Source organism: Marinobacter sp. EN3 (assembly GCF_000475315.1).
GTDB lineage: Bacteria > Pseudomonadota > Gammaproteobacteria > Pseudomonadales > Oleiphilaceae > Marinobacter > Marinobacter nauticus.
The window spans coordinates 19,967-37,722 of record NZ_AXCC01000027.1; the positions used below are offsets into that span (position 1 = coordinate 19,967).

At 58.5% G+C, this 17,756-nt stretch carries 15 protein-coding genes; 7 read left to right on the forward strand and 8 right to left on the reverse strand.

Annotated elements, in window-relative coordinates; all coding sequences use genetic code 11:
- Window positions 1-61: 61 nt before the first annotated feature.
- Window positions 62-598, forward strand: a complete 537-nt coding sequence (locus tag Q675_RS29655) for an RDD family protein (RefSeq protein ID WP_023011362.1) — start codon at window positions 62-64, stop codon at window positions 596-598.
- Window positions 599-606: 8 nt separating this feature from the next.
- Here the strand turns inward: Q675_RS29655 and lptG are convergent, their stop codons facing one another.
- On the reverse strand, window positions 607-1,668 hold the full coding sequence (lptG, locus tag Q675_RS29660) for an LPS export ABC transporter permease LptG (protein WP_014421880.1): 1,062 nt from the start codon (window positions 1,666-1,668) through the stop codon (window positions 607-609).
- Window positions 1,661-2,764: an LPS export ABC transporter permease LptF gene (gene lptF / locus Q675_RS29665; protein ID WP_014421881.1), complete on the reverse strand. Its 1,104-nt coding sequence runs from the start codon at window positions 2,762-2,764 to the stop codon at window positions 1,661-1,663. Before lptF ends, lptG begins: the two co-directional genes overlap by 8 nt.
- 237 nt (window positions 2,765-3,001) lie before the next feature.
- On the opposite strand from lptF, the gene Q675_RS29670 reads away from it, so the two are divergent.
- The 5 genes from Q675_RS29670 (at window position 3,002) to Q675_RS29690 (ending at window position 9,408) form a co-directional block, all read left to right on the forward strand.
- A complete protein-coding gene (locus Q675_RS29670) occupies window positions 3,002-4,492 on the forward strand; it encodes a leucyl aminopeptidase (protein WP_031209656.1) in 1,491 nt (496 codons plus the stop codon).
- The gene (locus Q675_RS29675) at window positions 4,482-4,994 is read left to right on the forward strand and encodes a DNA polymerase III subunit chi (RefSeq protein WP_023007874.1); all 513 of its coding nucleotides are present in this window, start codon (window positions 4,482-4,484) and stop codon (window positions 4,992-4,994) included. The genes Q675_RS29670 and Q675_RS29675 overlap by 11 nt, the downstream gene beginning before the upstream one ends.
- Window positions 4,995-5,085: 91 nt before the next feature.
- Window positions 5,086-7,938, forward strand: coding sequence for a valine--tRNA ligase (locus Q675_RS29680; RefSeq protein WP_011784475.1), 2,853 nt, complete (start codon window positions 5,086-5,088; stop codon window positions 7,936-7,938).
- A gap of 4 nt (window positions 7,939-7,942) precedes the next feature.
- Window positions 7,943-8,827, forward strand: coding sequence for a ketopantoate reductase family protein (locus Q675_RS29685; RefSeq protein WP_023007875.1), 885 nt, complete (start codon window positions 7,943-7,945; stop codon window positions 8,825-8,827).
- 23 nt (window positions 8,828-8,850) lie between these two features.
- On the forward strand, window positions 8,851-9,408 hold the full coding sequence (locus Q675_RS29690) for a cob(I)yrinic acid a,c-diamide adenosyltransferase (protein WP_023007876.1): 558 nt from the start codon (window positions 8,851-8,853) through the stop codon (window positions 9,406-9,408).
- A gap of 27 nt (window positions 9,409-9,435) precedes the next feature.
- On the opposite strand, the gene Q675_RS29695 is transcribed toward Q675_RS29690, so the two are convergent.
- The 4 genes from Q675_RS29695 to Q675_RS29710 all read right to left on the reverse strand — a co-directional run bounded on the left by Q675_RS29695 (window position 9,436) and on the right by Q675_RS29710 (window position 15,487).
- Complete coding sequence (locus Q675_RS29695) at window positions 9,436-11,466, reverse strand: methyl-accepting chemotaxis protein (RefSeq protein ID WP_014421887.1); 2,031 nt, start codon at window positions 11,464-11,466, stop codon at window positions 9,436-9,438.
- A gap of 116 nt (window positions 11,467-11,582) precedes the next feature.
- A complete protein-coding gene (locus Q675_RS29700) occupies window positions 11,583-12,470 on the reverse strand; it encodes a histidine kinase (protein WP_014421889.1) in 888 nt (295 codons plus the stop codon).
- Window positions 12,470-13,081 (reverse strand): 1,6-anhydro-N-acetylmuramyl-L-alanine amidase AmpD, encoded by a 612-nt coding sequence (gene ampD, locus Q675_RS29705; RefSeq protein ID WP_023007878.1) that lies wholly within the window; start codon window positions 13,079-13,081, stop codon window positions 12,470-12,472. The genes Q675_RS29700 and ampD overlap by 1 nt, the downstream gene beginning before the upstream one ends.
- Window positions 13,082-13,186: 105 nt before the next feature.
- Window positions 13,187-15,487, reverse strand: coding sequence for a DUF1631 domain-containing protein (locus Q675_RS29710; protein WP_023011364.1), 2,301 nt, complete (start codon window positions 15,485-15,487; stop codon window positions 13,187-13,189).
- A gap of 223 nt (window positions 15,488-15,710) precedes the next feature.
- Between Q675_RS29710 and nadC the strand changes: the two genes are divergently transcribed.
- Window positions 15,711-16,550, forward strand: coding sequence for a carboxylating nicotinate-nucleotide diphosphorylase (nadC, locus tag Q675_RS29715; protein ID WP_023011365.1), 840 nt, complete (start codon window positions 15,711-15,713; stop codon window positions 16,548-16,550).
- 16 nt (window positions 16,551-16,566) lie between these two features.
- On the opposite strand, the gene Q675_RS29720 is transcribed toward nadC, so the two are convergent.
- Together Q675_RS29720 and Q675_RS29725 are read right to left on the reverse strand one after the other, a co-directional pair.
- Complete coding sequence (locus Q675_RS29720) at window positions 16,567-16,908, reverse strand: YqcC family protein (protein ID WP_022991712.1); 342 nt, start codon at window positions 16,906-16,908, stop codon at window positions 16,567-16,569.
- Window positions 16,909-16,918: 10 nt separating this feature from the next.
- Entirely contained in the window at window positions 16,919-17,716 is a 798-nt protein-coding gene (locus Q675_RS29725; RefSeq protein ID WP_011784466.1) for a ParA family protein, read from the reverse strand.
- Window positions 17,717-17,756 lie beyond the last annotated feature (40 nt).

Genomic DNA, 17,756 nt, shown 5'->3' on the forward strand with positions numbered 1-17,756 from the left:
AAATCGGCTACTCTAGCACACGCCGAGAACTTGAAAAACGTGAAAACTCACAGGAGACGCCATGCCCCGACGCTTTCATGAAGCCGATGAACTTCTGCCACCGGCGACCGGACTGAAACGTGCCCTGGCCATCATTTACGATGGACTGATCAGTATCGCCGTGCTGCTTGTCGCCAGCTGGGTGTACACCATGATTGCGGGATGGATTACGGGTTGGGATCGCTATGAACAAATGGCCGAAGCCGGTGAACTCTCAGGAGACCCGGGGCTGACCTTCGTTCTGTTTCTGGTGCTGTATCTGTTTTTCGCCTACTTCTGGACCCGCATCGGCCAGACCCTCGGCATGCAGGTATGGCGCGTTCGCATCGAGAATCTTGATGGCACCTCCGTGAGCTGGACCCAGGCCCTGATTCGCTATGTTACCGCTGCGATCGTCGTTTTCCTGAGCATTCTCGGCGCCTACTACCTGGGCGCGCTGACGTTGCTGCTCAGCATCCCGGCCATCATCGCGTTGTTCTATCCCATCAATGGGTTGTCGCTGACCGACCGCACCTCCAACAGCGTGGTTGTTCAGGTGGCCAGGCCCGAGAAGAAATAGGTCTGGCGCTACCCCGCCCGACGCATCAGGACGGCTCCGACAATACCGTTAACAACAATCGGAGCCAGCACTGCAATCAGCGGATTAAAGCCATAAACCATACTCATCGGCCCCAGCAGATCCTGCATATACTTGAACAGCAATCCCACCAGCAGACCGGTAAATACCCGGAACCCCATGGTCACAGACCGCAGTGGCCCGAACACAAAGGAGATGGCGACCAACACCATCACCGCCGTGCCCAGGGGCATCAGCGCCTTTTTCCAGAACGCGAGCCAGTATTGCGCCGCACTCAGCCCCTGCTCTCCGAGATAGGCCGCGTAGGTATACAGGCCCGTCATCGACAGATTCTCCGGCTTCACAATCAGCACACTCAGCACGCTCGGCGACAGGCCGGTCTCCCAACGCAGTGACGCACTCACATCACGCACGGTCCGCTCCGGCTCAATGCGAGTGGAGGTCACGTTCTCCAGCAACCAATAGTCGCCCTGGTAGATGGCACGCTCGGCGAAGCTGGCAACCCGCAATTGCCGGGCATCGTCAAACCGGAACAGCGAAACCCCATGCAACACACCGTTTGGCTGAACCGCATTCAGGTGCATGAAGGTATTGCCTTCCCGATGCCACACCCCTTCGGCGGAAGCCACGCTGCTCCCCGCACCCAAGGCCACCGCCTTGTCACTCTGGGCAATACGTTCGGTGGTCGGCGCGACATACTCACCAATCGCCACGCCGAGCAGAACCACGATCAGCGCCGGCTTCATGGCAGACCAGACAATGCGTTTGAGCGACACGCCGGCTGCCCGGATCACCGTCAGCTCCGAGGAACTGGCCATGGAGCCCAGGCCGACAAGGCAACCCATGAAGGCACCAAGAGGCAGGTAATCGTAGATTCGCCGGGGCAAGGTCAGCGCCACATACCACAACGCCTGCAGGGTTTGATATTCGTTGCGCGTGTCTTCCAGTTCAGCAATGAATGCAAAGATCACATCCAGCGACAACACCACAACCATAACCAGGAACATGGCGCCGCCAACGGTACGCATGACATAACCATCGATCTTATGCACGCTGGCGCCCCTCCCTCTCAAGACGACGACGGTTCAGCCACCCGGGGCCAAACTGCAGCCACAGGCCGAGCGCCAGGAACAGCGCATGCACCCAGAGCATACCCACCCATTCAGGCACCTTTTCATCCGCCAGCGCATCCCGCGCCACAATCAGTAAGCCCAGATAGGTGATGTAAACCAGCATGGCTGGCAACAGATGGAAAAACCGCCCCTGCCGGGGATTCACCCGACTGAGCCGCACGGCCAGCAAGGTGACGATGGGCACAATCAACGGTAACGATATTCGCCAGTGCAAGAGAGCCCGGTCTTCCGGATCATCCGAGTTCCAAAGCGCCAGCGTACTCAGGCCTTCCTCCAGCTCTTTGCTGCCCTCCTGGCCGCTGACAATCTTCAAACCGTAGGCTTCAAATTCAGTGACATTGTAATCAAGCTGGCCGGGAGCCCCCTGAAAACGACCACCATCCTCCAGCACCAGAAACCGGCTGCCGGTTTCCTCATCAATGAACTGGGAGCCAGACTCCGCAGTGATCAGAGTGACACCCTTACCATCCTTGTCGTACTCGGCAATAAACACCCCCTGCAACTGGCGCTTGTCGTCGCTCAGGGCTTCGGTGTAAGTCACCCGATCGCCGGAGGTAAAGTCCTGAAACCGCCCCGGGGCCAGCATTTCAAACTCGGTAGCCTTTCGCTGCTCGTTAAAGATGTGCTCCACCTGTTTCATGCCCCAGGGAGAGATGTAAAGGCTCATGGCCCCCACCACCAGCATGACCGGCAGCGCTCCAAGTAACGTTTTCGCCAGCAACTGCTTTTCACTCACACCGCAGGCGAACAACACCGTCATCTCGCTTTCGAGGTACATCCGGCCATAGGCCAGCAGAATTCCGATAAACAGGCCCAGGGGCAGAATTAATTCCAGAAACCCGGGGAAACGATACCCCATAATCGCAAACAGGACGCCGGCCGCAATCTCGCCCTCAGCAGCATCGGCCAGATACTTGATAAAACGCCCACTCATGAACACCAGCAACAGAATGCCTGACACTGCAAGCATACTGACCATGATCTGGCGAATGAGGTAACGGAAGATAATACTCAAATCAGCCTCTCTGGCGGCGCCGTCATTGGAGATGGAGGTTAAGGAGAACAGCGCGTATTCTATGTAACCTCGCCGACGAATGACAGTACGGGGCCTACACGATAAAACCATCGTAACGAAGCGGGCACCCGGCTTGATTAATAAAGGCTTTGCCCCAATCCTTATGAGCATTGCCATCAACATTCAATTCAATTGAATAAAGCATAATCTGACAACGGAGTTGCCATGAGAGTTGCCATGAATTTCAGCCTGAGCAGCAAAGCCATCACAGCCACCAAAGCCGACTGCCTGGTTATCGGCCTGCCTGAGAAAGGCGAGTGGCCAGAATCCACCAAAGCGGCAGACGACGCGCTGGGCGGACTGATCAAGCAACTCGAGAAAGCCGGCGACCTGACCGGCAAGAACGCCTCCGTGAATACCCTGCCCCTGGTGGATCAACCCTGGCAGCGCGTTGTGGTAATTGGCACCGGCAAAGATGCAGACCGCACAGCCACAGCCTATCGTAAGAGCCTGATTGCCATGACCGGCGCATTGAAAGATGGCCCCTCCAAAAGTGCACTGATCAGCCTGACCGATACTGCGGTTCAGGGCGAAGCTGCGGTCAGCTCTGAAGAAGCCCGGCTAAACCTGATTGGCCGGATTCTGGAAGACCAGCTCTACACCTTCACCGAATTCAAAAGCGACAAGCCTGCCGCCCGCAAACTGAAAAAAGTTGTGGTACAGGCATCCGGCGCCGGCAAGTCCCTGAAAGATGCTTTCAACCTTGGCCTGGCCACCGGCCGCGGCATGAACTACACCAAAGACCTGGGCAACACTCCACCCAACATCTGCCACCCGGTCTGGCTTGCCGAACAGGCCAAGGCCATGGCCAAAGACTACGACTCCATCCAGACCGAAGTTCTGGACGAGAAGCAGATGGAAAAACTGGGCATGAACACCATCCTGGCCGTAGGCAAAGGTTCCAAGCAGCCTCCGCGCCTGATCGTGATGGAATACCGTGGCGGCAAGGCCAAAGACAAGCCCTACGTACTGGTGGGGAAAGGCATCACCTTCGACACCGGCGGCATCAGCCTCAAGCCGGGCGAGGGCATGGACGAAATGAAATACGATATGGGCGGTTCTGCCAGCGTTTTCGGCACCATGAAAGTCCTGGCTGAAACCAAACCCAAGATCAACGTGGTTGCCGTGATCGCTGCCGCTGAAAACATGCCAGACGGCGGCGCCTCCCGCCCCGGCGATATCGTCAAAACCCTGAGCGGCATGACCGTCGAAATCCTCAACACGGACGCCGAAGGCCGCCTGGTGCTGTGCGACGCCCTCACCTACGTGAAGAAATTTGACCCGGCAGCCGTGGTCGACATGGCCACCCTCACCGGCGCCTGCATTATCGCCCTGGGCAGTCACGCCACTGGCCTGTTGTCCAACAACGACGAGCTTGCGAACGAACTGCTCGCCGCCGGCGAACGCACCGGCGACCGCGCCTGGCGCCTGCCTCTGTGGGACGAATACCAGAGCCAGCTCGACAGCAACTTCGCAGACATGGCCAACATTGGCGGCCGCCCCGCGGGCACCATTACCGCCGCCTGCTTCCTGAGCCGCTTCGCCAAGGACTACCGCTGGGCCCACCTGGATATCGCGGGCACCGCCTGGAACTCCGGCAAAGCCAAAGGCGCCACCGGCCGCCCGGTCCCCCTGCTGGTCGACTACCTGATGACCCATGCAGGATAACCAGCCAAACCCTTCCCCGGAGCCCGGCAGCCTCGCTGCCGGCCCCTCCGGCCGGGACGATAAAAACCAGCGCTACTGGTTCCACATCCTCGCCCAGAACACCCACGCCGCCCGCAACCTCCACGCCGCCAAACTCGTGGACAAAGCCTGGCAGCAGGGCGACCGTGTGTGCGTTCTTTGTGACACCGAAGAACAGGCCGTGGAACTCGACGACCTGCTGTGGAACTTCACCCCCGAAGCCTTCATCCCCCACAGTATCGCCCAAGACCCAACCACCCCCTGCACCGATCCTGTCGGCATCCTGCTCTACCCGCCAGCCGCGGTGGACTGGGATACCGTGATCGTCTTGTCCTCAACCCTGCCTGAAGACGCTGACCAATACCGCCGCCTGGCCCTGGTGGCCCACAATGACCCGGCGGTATTGAACCAGGCGCGGAGGCATTACAAGCAGTTGCGGGCACTGGGCATTGAAGCTCGGGTGCATGATATGCGGAAACGCTAGCCAGGTTCGCCGCGATCAAGACGACCATGTATAATCGTCCGATTCAGAATTTCCCTATGTGAATCAACCAAAACGGTCACTGCATAATCCCATGGAAAAAACCTACCAGCCAGAAAACATCGAGCGCCAGTGGTACGAAAACTGGGAATCCAAAGGCTATTTCCGCCCCAGCGGCGAAGGCGACTCCTACAGCATCGCCATCCCGCCACCCAACGTGACCGGCAGCCTGCACATGGGCCATGCCTTCCAGCACACCATCATGGACACCCTCACCCGCTTCAAGCGCATGCAGGGTCGTAACGCACTGTGGACCGTCGGCACCGATCATGCCGGCATCGCCACCCAGATGGTCGTCGAACGCAAACTGGCTGCAGAAGAAGACAAAACCCGCCACGATCTCGGCCGGGAAGAATTCATCAAGCGCATCTGGGACTGGAAAGAACACTCCGGCGGTACCATCACCCGCCAGATGCGTCGCCTGGGCAACTCCGTGGACTGGAGCAACGAACGCTTCACCATGGACGATGGCTTCTACAAAGCCGTACAGGAAGTCTTTATCCGCCTGTACGATGAAGGCCTGGTGTACCGCGGCAAACGGCTGGTGAACTGGGATCCGAAGCTGCACACCGCTATCTCTGATCTGGAAGTTGAAAACAAGGAAGAAAAGGGCTATTTCTGGCACCTGCGCTACCCGCTGGCCGACGGCCAGAAAACCCAGGACGGCAAAGACTACGTCATCGTCGCCACCACCCGCCCGGAAACCATGCTGGGTGACACCGCCGTAGCCGTCCACCCGGACGATGAGCGCTACCAGCATCTGATTGGCCAGCACGTTCTGCTGCCGCTGGTTAACCGCCGCATTCCCATCGTGGCCGACCACCACGCCGATCCGGAAAAAGGTTCCGGCTGCGTGAAGATCACCCCCGCTCACGACTTCAACGATTACGCCGTAGGCAAACGCAACAACCTGCCCATGATCAACGTCATGACGCAGGACGCCAACATTCGTGAAATCGCCGAAGTCTTCAATGCGGACGGCACCGAAAATTCCGAGATTAACAGCGCCCTCCCGGCCGCCTATGCCGGCCTGAGCCGGGAAGCAGCCCGCAAGCAGATTGTTGCCGACATGGAACTGGCAGGCCTGGTCGAGAAAATCGAAGACCACGTGCTGAGCGTACCCCGCGGCGATCGCTCCGGGCTGATTATCGAGCCGATGCTGACGGATCAGTGGTTTGCCGACGCCAAGACTCTGGCCAAACCGGCTATTGAAGCGGTAGAAGACGGTCGCATCCAGTTCGTACCCAAACAGTACGAGAACATGTACTTCGCCTGGATGCGCGACATCCAGGACTGGTGCATCTCCCGCCAGCTCTGGTGGGGGCACCGGATTCCTGCCTGGTATGACGCTGAAGGCAATATCTATGTGGGCCGGAGCGAGGCTGAGGTTCGCAGCAAACATCAGCTCCCGGACACACTGGAACTCAAGCAGGACGACGATGTACTGGACACCTGGTTCAGCTCCGCCCTGTGGACCTTCGGCACTCTGGGCTGGCCGGAAATCACCGAACGGCTGAAGACCTTCCACCCCACCGACGTGCTGGTGACCGGTTTCGATATCATCTTCTTCTGGGTTGCCCGGATGATCATGATGACCATGCACTTCATGAAAAATGAAGACGGCACCCCACAGGTACCCTTCCATACCGTGTATGTCACCGGTCTGATCCGGGACGAGCACGGCGACAAGATGTCCAAGTCCAAGGGTAACGTGATCGACCCGCTGGATATGATCGACGGCATCAGCCTGCCGGACCTGCTGGAAAAACGCACCGGCAACCTGATGCAGCCCAAGCTTGCCGAGAAAATCGGCAAGCGCACCGAGAAGGAATTTCCGGAAGGCATCGCCGCCCACGGTACTGACGCCCTGCGTTTCACCCTCGCAGCCATGGCGACCACCGGCCGTGACATCAACTGGGATATGAAGCGCCTGGAAGGCTACCGCAACTTCTGCAACAAGCTGTGGAATGCCGCCCGCTACGTGCTGATGAACACGGAAGGCGAAGACTGCGGCGTAAACAATGAGCCGGTGGAACTGTCCCTGGCAGACCGCTGGATCATCAGCGAACTGCAGCACTGCGAGCAGGAGGTGATCCGCCACCTGGACCAGTACCGCTTTGACCTGGCGGCCTACGCCCTGTACGAGTTCATCTGGAACGAATACTGCGACTGGTACCTGGAACTGTCCAAACCAGCCCTGAGCGATGACAGCGCCAGTGCCGAAGCCAAACGGGGCACCCGTCGTACCCTGGTACGCGTACTCGAAGCCGTACTCCGCCTGGCGCATCCGATCATGCCGTTCATCACGGAAGAAATCTGGCAACGTATTGCACCGCTGGCCGGCAAGCAGGGCGACAGCATCATGCTGCAGCCCTACCCGCAGCCGGATGCCAGCAAGCAGGATGCCGCCGTGGCCGCCGATATCGAGTGGCTTAAAGGCGTGATTGTAGCGGTGCGTAATATCCGCGGCGAGATGAACATCTCCCCGGGTAAGCAGGTACCGGTACTTCTGAAAGGCGGCAACGCCGACGATCAGCGCCGCCTGAACGACAACCGCCAATTCCTCATTTCCCTGGCCAAACTTGAGAAGCTGGAATGGTTCGAGGGCGACAAAGCTCCCATGAGCGCCACCCAACTGGTAGGCGAAATGGAAGTGCTGGTGCCCATGGCCGGCCTGATCGACAAGGACGCCGAACTCAAGCGCCTGGACAAGGAGCTGGAACGCCTGAACAAGGAAATCGGTCGCCTAGAAGGCAAGCTGAACAACGAAAAGTTCACCGCCAAGGCCCCAGCCGAAGTCGTAGAGAAGGAAAAAGAGAAGCTGAAGGATGCCCAGGGCAGCCTGCAGCGGCTCAGTGCGCAACGGGCAGAAATCGAGGCCATGTAAGGCCATGATCGCCATCCTCGGTGCCGGCTCCCTGGGCCGGCTCTGGGCCGCAACGCTACCTGGCGGGCAGGTAGCGTTTGTGCCCCGCCCGGGGCAGGCCCCAGACCCCGTCTGTTATCGCTTTCAGTCCATTGACGGCGAATCAGCCAATGCCATTATTCCCTGGCTACAACCCGGCCAGTCTCCTGATCTGATCCTGGTGACAACCAAAGCCGGCGACACCCTCGAAGCCCTCAAGGCGGCCCTGCCCTCCATTGCCAAACAGACTCCCATTGTGTTGTTCCAAAACGGCCTGGGGAGCCAGCAGCAGGTCACCGAAACATGGCCGGACCGGCCGGTACTGGCCGCATCCACGACCGAAGGCGCAAACCGGCCCGCCCCCGGGCTGACCGTTCACGCTGGCCGCGGCACTACCTGGGTCGGCGCCCTGAACCCGGCGGGGAATCCATTGGTCGAAAGGGTTGCCCAACAGCTCGCCAGCAGCGGCCTCATGGTCCACCCTGAACACGATATACTCGCCAGGCTCTGGCAAAAACTGGTGATCAACGCCGGCATAAACGCCTTTACGGCCATTCTGGATTGCCCCAACGGAGAGATCCTGACACAACCGTTTTACCTGCAATGGATTGCCCCCTTGTGCGAGGAGATCAGCCGCCTGCTCCCTGCCGCCGGACAACCGCAACAAGCCCCGGAAAACCTGCGCGAGACTATTGAGGCTGTCGCCCGCAAAACCGCCGCCAACACGTCTTCCATGCGGGCTGATGTAAAGGCAGGCAGAACCACGGAAATCGACTTCATTAACGGTTACCTGGCGCGGCTCGGCCATCAACATGGCATACCGGTACAGGTGAACCAAATGCTCGCCGAACAGGTACAACAACTGAACTGACTTTTACCAGAGGGAGCAAGACCATGGGCAATCGCCTGTCGAAGATCTACACCCGAACCGGAGACGACGGTTCTACCGGCCTGGCCGATGGCAACCGTATCGCCAAAAATGCCCAGCGAGTGGAAGCCATGGGTATGGCAGATGAGCTGAATTGCCATATCGGCGTTTTGATTGAGACGCTTCCCTCTGGTGACAGTCTGATCGATACCTTCCGGCGCATTCAGCATCACCTGTTTGATCTGGGCGGCGAATTTGCCATCCCGGGCAGCAAGGTGATCAGCGACAATCACATTGAGTGGCTGGAGCAGACTCTGGACGAGTACAACACCGACCTGCCGCCGCTAAAAAACTTCATCCTGCCCGGGGGCTGCCCTGCCGCAGCACAATGTCATCTGGCACGGGCGGTCTGTCGCCGGGCCGAGCGCGTGGTGGTGGCCCTTGGCCACGAGGACTCCATCAATACTGCCTCGCGTCACTACCTGAACCGGTTATCCGATCTGCTGTTTGTCATCGCCCGGGTGCTGGCTCGCCGGGATGGCAGCCAGGAGATTCTCTGGGAGCAAAAAAAATCCGGCCTCTGAGGCCGGATTTTTCACAACAACCACAGATTACACCTTGAATGCTTCCACCAGGCGCTGAAGCGACGCGGTAAGCTCCGACATCTGTCTGGACGAAGCCAGAGTCTCTTCGGCGTTGGAGGCAGTGCTCTGGCCAAATTCGCCAATGCGCTCCACGTTGGCATTCACGTTCCTGGCCACGGCCGACTGTTCCTCCGCCGCCTGGGCAATCTGATGGCTCATATCAACGATCTCGGAAATGCCCGAGGCGATCCGATCCAGCGCTTCGGTCACTTCACCAGACTTCTGTACCGTCTTCTCCGTGGCATCGTGACTTGAGGTCATGGCAGATACCGCTTCTTTTACACCACCCTGAAGCCGGGAGATCATGCCTTCAATTTCCTCAGTGGACTTGTGGGTACGCTGAGACAATGAACGAACCTCATCCGCCACCACCGCAAAGCCACGCCCCTGTTCTCCCGCCCTCGCTGCCTCGATGGCCGCGTTCAGCGCCAGCAGGTTGGTCTGCTCGGCAATTGCTTTAATCTCAACCAGAACCTGACTGATATTGTCACTGTCCGCACTCACCCGGTTGATGACATCAACGGCGCCTGCAATCTCCGTAGCCAGCCGGTTAATGGTCGCCACCGTATCGGCCACCACTTCCCGACCCTTCTCGGTATCTTTCTCGGCATTCCCCGCACTATCCGCCACCCGGTGCGCACTCTCCGTGACTTCATTGACCGCTTCCACCATCTGGCCCATGGCCTCGTTGATCTGCCCGGTCTCTTCCATCTGTCGGGCCACGGCCTGACTGTTCGCCGAAGCGGTGTCATTCACCCGGACCGCCTGCTGATCAACATCTGCTGTTGTAGAGCCCACCGACCGGACAAGCTCAGCAATACGATCGGTCATGTTGTTGAACTCAGAGGTGAGCTCACCCAGTTCGTCCCGGTTGTTCAACCGGATATGGGTGGTCATATCGCCGGCGGCCACATTTCTTGCAGCTTCGCTGAACCGGTTGATGGCAATCCGCACAGACATAAAGAAGCCCACATAGAGGTAGACCACTACCAGCATCACAGCAATCAGCGCCACCAGAATCAGGGTGCGCTGCCCGGTCTGGCGAGCCAGGCGATCCTCAAGATTACCGGCAACCACATCGAAGATACGATCGCTGAGGGTATCGTAATATCCCATCTGCGCCGATACGGTCTCGTCAAATTCCTGCCAGGGCAGCTCCAGGCGCATAGGCGTGATGACATTCAGGTCCAGCTCATCACGGACTGTCATCAGACTCTCTTCCGTGCGGGTCAGTGCACCGCTCGCACTCTCTGCCAGCTGGGGCGACGCCTCCACAGCAACGGAAAGGGCCGGCGAAAGCAGCGAACTGCGGTTGGTCAACTGATCGTAGATTTCATTCAGGGTTTCGCTGAGTGCATAGCCCACCTGACCTTCCACCAGCGCAAAAATACCGTATGAACGGGCGCGGCCAACAACAGTGCGAGACTCAGGCAACGCAGAACGCACCAGCCCTAACAGCAGCAGGTTTTCCCGGGACGCATCCTGACCCAATCCGCTGATTTCAATGGTCGCCGGCAGCAAGGCCATCACCTTCTGCACAAACTCCTGGTAGTACTTGAACTGGGGGTCAATGTTGCCCTGATAGTTATCGTTGGCTTTGAGCGTCTCCCATTCTTCTCTTACAACCAGGATCTGCTCCTGCCAGGAGCCGGAGGTGTCAAAAGAACGCTGTGGTTCGGCGAGATCTGCCAACAGGGCATCCATGCGACTGGCCGCTTCGTTGGCTTTTTCGAGCAAGGGCTGTTCGTCTTTCAGAATGCCGGGGGCCTGATAGTCACGGTAATCCATCGCCGCCACCAGCAGGCGCTCCACCTTCTGGAGTTCTGCAAGACCTTCAATGCCGCGGGTCATGGTCTGAACCGACTGGTTAAGCCCGGAAATCACCAACCAGGAAAGCACGATGATAGGGCCAAGAAAGAGAATGCTGATGAGGCTGAATTTGTAAACCATGGGCAGCCGATTCATCAGTGCTACAGCCGGATTGATTATATAGTTCACAGAGCCCTCGCTGCTTCTAACAACTGAATCTTTATTCTTTTGTTTGATTATCGCCCGTTGCCGGAAAAACTTAATCACTATTTAGTGTTATTCTGTAATCCGTTTTTGCTTTCCGGCTAGGCCATGCCTGCGATCACCAGCAATGCAAGCGCACATATCCACACCAGCATGCTCCGGTTGAGGAGGTCCCTTATAGCGCTGAGGCTCCGCCCGCCAAAATCGGGCCACTCTTCCGGGTGCAACTCCGAAAAGCGCGCAGGATCAAGTGCATATCCAGTTAACGACCCGTTGGCGGAAATCATGAGCACATCCGCGGTCTTTTTCCCGAATCCCGGGAATACCTTGCGTATTTCCCGGGACCAGCCGGCCAGGTCACCGGCGAGCCCGAATGTGCATGACAGCAAGCGGGAAGGAATCCAGCCGATAAGCCGGGCTGCCCGCTGATAGCGTTCCCGCGCGGCCGCCTGCGGCCATTGGCCCGCCAGAGCTACAAGCCCTCGAGCCAGAAAAGCCAGCGCTATGCCGCCGACGGCATACCAGAAAACCACCAGGAAGAAACGCTCGAAAACCGAGACCATCAGCGCCCGCGACACCGACAGGTGCATGGCTTCTGGCGATAGCGCTGCTCCTCTTTCGGAGGCGGGCAGGCGCTCTTGAACATGGTGCCAGGCAGCCTGCATATCTCCGCGCCGCCAGGCATCGGAATAGGCTCGCAGCACCTTGCGCCAGCCCGGCGCTCCCATCAGTACCACCATCAGCACCAGTTCAAGCGGATACAGGGCATAGCGGTAGCCCGCCTCACTGGACAGCGCCCACGCGCCAGCGAGCGCCAGAGAAGGTAACACAACCAGCAGCGCCCCTCTCCAGACTGACCGCTCCTGACCCGCTTCTACCCGGCCCCAACGATGAAACCAGTTACGCCAGACCTCATCGCCAGCCAGGTGATCGGCGCGGTCCAGCCTGCGGCGAATCACGTACGCAATCAGAAAAACAACCAACGACATCAGGCCATCTCCTCGTTCGACAGCAGTGTCTGGAAGCGAGACCACTCAAACGCGGGCCCTGGATCGGTTTTTCGGCCCGGAGCAATATCACTGTGGCCGGCAATGCGACCCGGCGTGATTTCCGGCCAGGCTGTCATTGCCAGGAGCGCCAGACGCGCCAGCGCACGGTACTGATCATCGGTATAGGGAACGTCATCCGCACCTTCGAGCTCGATACCAATGGAGTAGTCGTTGCACTCCTCCTTACCCTGAAAACTGGAACGGCCAGCATGCCATGCCCTGTCCAGACAGCTGACAAACTGAATAACGGAACCATCCCGGCGAATCAACGCGTGTGCAGACACCTTCAGCTCTGCGATCGTTTCAAAATAGGGGTGGGCAGCAGTATCCAGACAGTTACAGAAAAAATTCTCGATGTGCGGGCCGCCAAACTGTTCCGGCGGCAGGCTGATGTTGTGAACCACCAGCAGTGAGATAGAGGAACCGTCCGGGCGGGGACCAAAATTGGGCGACGGACACCAGCGCACGCCGGGGAACCGGCCACTGGAACGCAAAAGTGCTGCCGCATCTTTCAGGGAGTGTGGGTGATGATCGTTCTGGATACTAGACAACGTGTTTCCATCGGCGCAGGGGACTCATGCAGATGATTGAATCACAAAGCGCCCATGGATGCCACGACGTCGCCGGTGCCCTGCGCGGGCACTCAGTACCGGAGATCAGTCTTTTCGGTTATGACGCAGGTTGTCGATGATGGACTCCAGCGCCCGATCAAAGATCAGGCCGTCATCCAGCATGGTGATCGCCTGCTCCTGCAGAGCAATCGCCAGGTCATCCCGATGATATTCCGCCACCTTCGCACCACTGCGGTTAACAAAGATGTACTTGCCGGTGGCCTTGATGAAGGCCGCCAGCTTGCAACGGACCCTGGTCTCGTCTCTGGCCATCTCAACCCAGGATCCAACTCTCAGGCCGTCCGCCTTCGCCAGCCATTCCGCCGACGCTACTGGTGATTGGATCTCCGCGGATTCCTCGGCGACGGCTGCCGTCTCAACGCCGGCTGAGATCTCAGCAGGCTTGACTGACGCAGGTTCAGTCACCTCGTCAACCACCTCCGGCGCAGGTTCCGATTGCTCGGGAGTTTCCGCCGGCTCTGCCGGAGCTTCAGGTACCTCAAAATTCTCAATCGTGGGTGCCTTGTCTTCAACAACCGGCGCGGTCACCAGTTTCTGGAAAACATCGACATGGGCAAGCTCCAGGTCCCGGATGGCCGCATCGGTTGCAAACGGATCCCAGGAGATCTCCTGAAGCGCCTTGCGGAGCTCTTCCACCACCTCTGGAATCATTCGCAACAGTTCCGCCCGGGTATCAGAAGACACCGGTCGCGGGTCAACACTCCACACCAGCCGCTCGCTGATGGCCTTTGCCTGCAGCCAACGCTCGCTTTCTTCACCCTCACGCAACACCACCCACTGCAGGTAACGGGTCCAGGGCTCGTTCAGCACCTGTAAAACCGGCTCGGGAATGTCCCGGCCTGCAGTGTGCTCACGGATAACATCGGTAGCAGCCTGACTGGCACGTTCCTGCCGGGCGCGTCCTTCTTCGGCATCCCGAAGGCGCTGCTCAACCAGCTCGCGACGGCGGCGATCCAGATCCATGAAGTGACCAAAGTCCTTCAGCAATTCCTCGAACAGCCCTACCTGATCGGTGTATTCGGTGAGCACCCGACCCACCACTTCCTCAATTTTTTCCCGAAGCGGATCACGCATTCCGGCACGTTTCTCGCTCCAGCCAATGGCGGCCAGGGCAAGTTCGTTGAGGAGCTTGCGAACCGGATGGCCACCACGATTGAAAAAGTTCTTGTCGCTGAGTGCGACCTTGAGCACCGGAATCTGTAGCCGCCCGATCAGCGCCTTCATAACCGGATGCAACTGCCGATCTTCGAGAATGAAATCAAACAGCATTGAGACCAGGTTGATCACGTCACTGTCGACCTGCCCTACTGAGAATCGCTTCCCTTCCGGACCCTGCAACAGCGGCTGTAACTGCTGGCGCAAAGGCACCACATTGTCGCCTTCACCCTGCGGCGCTGCGCCCTGCAGTTCGTTCAGGCGCGCCATCAGACGATCGGTATCCAGAACAGCGCCGGTTTGTGCCATACCGGCACTACTGGTCTCTCCCTGGTGCAACAGCGCACTCAGCTCACTGAAAGTAGGCGACGGTCCATGGCTATGGGCAGTACCTTCGGCAGCCGGGGCTTCCTCTGCCGGCGCTGGCGAACCGCCTGCCTTTGGCGCACTGCGACCCGGCGCTACCTGAGCACCACCCACCGGAGCCCGCTTCATGTCAGGCAGCACGCCGGCGGCGATCAGGGTTTTGTTGCATTCCTGGTAGAAATCGCTGAGCTTGTCCACCAGCAGGCGCTCAAACAGCTTCAAAACCACAAGCTTGGCACGGATATCAATATCCAGATCGGTGCAAGCATCCGAAATAGCGCCACAAATGACTTCCGGGCTGAGAGGCATTTGATCGTCAGAGAGATCCAACTGCGGAACAAGATGGCGAATCCGGGCCGCCAACATCCGTACCGGCTCCTGGTATCGATTCCGCAGGCGATTGGTCAGGTTATCTATCGCTACCTGCTGTTCAAGGTCAGAGTGATCCACCAGGCTGAGGGAGTCCTGGTCCACTTCTTCCAGTGAACCACCGGAGCGGGCAGGTTTGAACTTACCCAGCTCATTGAAGGCCTGGCTGACGTATTGCAGGACTGACACTGTCATTGCCTTCCGGCGCAGTCGCAGCTCCCGCATGGCGTCGAAGTAGGCAGTCTGGTCCTGGTTGGAGCCGGCCCGGTCTGCGAGGGCAAACAAACTGTCGTCAGCCTGTTCGAAAAAACTGGCAAGTACCGCCTTGAGTGACTGACCCGATGTGTCACGCAGTCGCACCAGCTCTACCGGTAACGAGAACCGGCTCACCGGCTTCTGACCGGCCAAGCGGACTACCTTGTTATCGTGCGCCATGTGGATGCTCCGGAATCGATCAGCTGATGGTACTTAAACCTTTATAGGATTACATCATACGGGCGAGTGTCGTCACCTTGTGTCAGAATTTGTCACCTTTTGTGTCAGCAGGAACTGCATCACACTTCAGACCGCTCACACCGCCATTTGGCGAATCGATAGCGCTGGCAGTAGAATTGCCCTCCACACTTTTCCAAGCCACCATCAACCTCCGGACGTCCCAATGATTTCTGCCGAACTGCTGCGCCAGGCCCGTATCGAATCCGTTGCCCAGAGTCTGCGGGAAGATATTGGCGATGGCGACATCACCGCCCAGCTGATCCCTGCCGAAAAACTGGCAACCGCAAGGGTAATCACCCGGGAAGACGCCCGCCTGGCTGGAAGCGCCTGGGTGGAGGAGGTTTTTCGCCAGGTGGATCCCTCAGTGACACTTCAGTGGCAGTTTCACGATGGCGACGACGTACCCGCCAACGCCGTGATTTTCCGCATGCAAGGCCCGGCCCGCTCGCTTCTGACCGCTGAACGCGCTGCTCTCAACTGGTTGCAGACCCTGTCTGGCGTGGCAACGGCCTGTGCCCATTACGCTCGCCGGGTGTCCCATACCAACGTCCGCCTTCTGGACACCAGGAAAACCCTGCCAGGGCTGCGACTGGCCCAGAAATACGCGGTGACTTGCGGTGACTGCGACAATCACCGGCTGGGACTCTGGGACGCATTTCTGATCAAGGAAAACCACATTGCCGCCTGCGGCTCCATTGCCAATGCGGTCGCCGAAGCGCACCGCATTGCACCAGGCAAACCCGTGGAAGTGGAAACCGAATCGCTCGCCGAGCTGGACCAGGCTCTTGAGGCCGGGGCCGACATCATCATGCTGGACGAGTTCTCGCTTGCCGACATGGCTGAAGCGGTAAAGCGGAATGCCGGAAAAGCCCGCCTTGAAGCTTCCGGTGGCATCAACGCGCACACGCTGGTGCCCGTTGCCGAAACCGGCGTGGATTACATCTCGATCGGCGCACTGACCAAAGACGTACGAGCCATCGATTTGTCCATGCGCCTGGAGTAATCCAGTCCCGGAATAATCAGCGGCCTCCAGAGGACAACAGCCGATCCATCTCCTCAAGCGCTGAGATCAGCTCACGGCCGGACTGCTCACGCCCACGGAAATGCTCTTCTGCCATGGGCGCAATACCAGATACCTCTGGCAGCGCGTGACCGGCTTCCACCAGCGCCTTCATTTTTTCAAGAAACACGAACTGCAGCCACTGGGTGAAGTCCATGGTATCCAGGCAGAACGGCTGGGTACTCTGGAACGCCTCCGGTGGCAGGCTTTCTGTCTGCCAGACACCCAGTTGCCGAAGTTCAATTTCAATCTGCAGCAAACCGTCGGTCACCTGATCCAGGTGGCGTGCTTTTTCACTCATGGGATTCCTCTCAGTCTGCCAATGGCTCCAGCTCAACAGACTCCCCATGCAGCACACGGTATAGATCCTCATACTGGCGTGTGAGCGTGTGTTTCGGAGCCATGTGAATCAGCGGTTGGCGACTCTGGTGTGATTCTTTCATCTTGACGGAACTGGACAGGCGTACCGGCAGCACCGGCAACCCCTCCTCCGTCAGCTCCCGGACCAACTGCCTGGGCAGGCTCGCCCTTGGCTGGAACTGGTTTGCAATGATGCCCTCAACAACCAGCTCCTCATTATGATCCTCCTGCAATTCGCGGATTTCATGGAGGATGTTGTAGAGCGCCTGGCGGGAGAAATCATCGCAGTCGAACGGGATCAGGCAGCGCTGGGCAGCAATCAGGGCAGAACGGGTGTAGAAATTCAGGGCCGGGGCGGTATCGATATAGATCTCATCGAAACTGTCGCTGAGTTTTTTCAGGAACTCCCTGAGCTTGTAGATCTTGTGCTTGGCTTCGAGTTTGCGTTCCAGAAAATCCAGCTCAGGGCTGGATGGCAACACGTACAGGTTGTCGAATGACGAGGCGTGTACAAACTCGTCAGGTCGACGATTGAAGACACTGAAGGCGACCGTCTGCTCCAGCAGATCGGCAACGGTATCTTTCAGTTCAGCCGCCGGCTTGCCCAGCAGGTAGTGGGTGGAGTTGCCCTGCGGGTCCAGATCCACCACCAGGGTACGCTTTCCTCTTGCGGCGCTGATGGCCGCCAGATTACAGGTGATACTGGACTTGCCAACGCCACCTTTCTGATTGAATACAACCCGTCTCATGTCGTCTCTCCAATGGCCTTTATCGTTATTAATCCCTTTA

What these genes read in the sequence shown, in the direction of transcription:
- nadC (WP_023011365.1), top strand. Translation starts at nt 15,711, where the DNA reads ATGATTTCTGCCGAACTGCTGCGCCAGGCCCGTATCGAATCCGTTGCC.
- Q675_RS29655 (WP_023011362.1), top strand. Translation starts at nt 62, where the DNA reads ATGCCCCGACGCTTTCATGAAGCCGATGAACTTCTGCCACCGGCGACC.
- Q675_RS29700 (WP_014421889.1), bottom strand. Translation starts at nt 12,470, where the DNA reads ATGTCGTTGGTTGTTTTTCTGATTGCGTACGTGATTCGCCGCAGGCTG.
- Q675_RS29670 (WP_031209656.1), top strand. Translation starts at nt 3,002, where the DNA reads ATGAATTTCAGCCTGAGCAGCAAAGCCATCACAGCCACCAAAGCCGAC.
- Q675_RS29690 (WP_023007876.1), top strand. Translation starts at nt 8,851, where the DNA reads ATGGGCAATCGCCTGTCGAAGATCTACACCCGAACCGGAGACGACGGT.
- Q675_RS29685 (WP_023007875.1), top strand. Translation starts at nt 7,943, where the DNA reads ATGATCGCCATCCTCGGTGCCGGCTCCCTGGGCCGGCTCTGGGCCGCA.
- Q675_RS29710 (WP_023011364.1), bottom strand. Translation starts at nt 15,487, where the DNA reads ATGGCGCACGATAACAAGGTAGTCCGCTTGGCCGGTCAGAAGCCGGTG.
- Q675_RS29720 (WP_022991712.1), bottom strand. Translation starts at nt 16,908, where the DNA reads ATGAGTGAAAAAGCACGCCACCTGGATCAGGTGACCGACGGTTTGCTG.
- Q675_RS29680 (WP_011784475.1), top strand. Translation starts at nt 5,086, where the DNA reads ATGGAAAAAACCTACCAGCCAGAAAACATCGAGCGCCAGTGGTACGAA.
- Q675_RS29675 (WP_023007874.1), top strand. Translation starts at nt 4,482, where the DNA reads ATGCAGGATAACCAGCCAAACCCTTCCCCGGAGCCCGGCAGCCTCGCT.
- Q675_RS29725 (WP_011784466.1), bottom strand. Translation starts at nt 17,716, where the DNA reads ATGAGACGGGTTGTATTCAATCAGAAAGGTGGCGTTGGCAAGTCCAGT.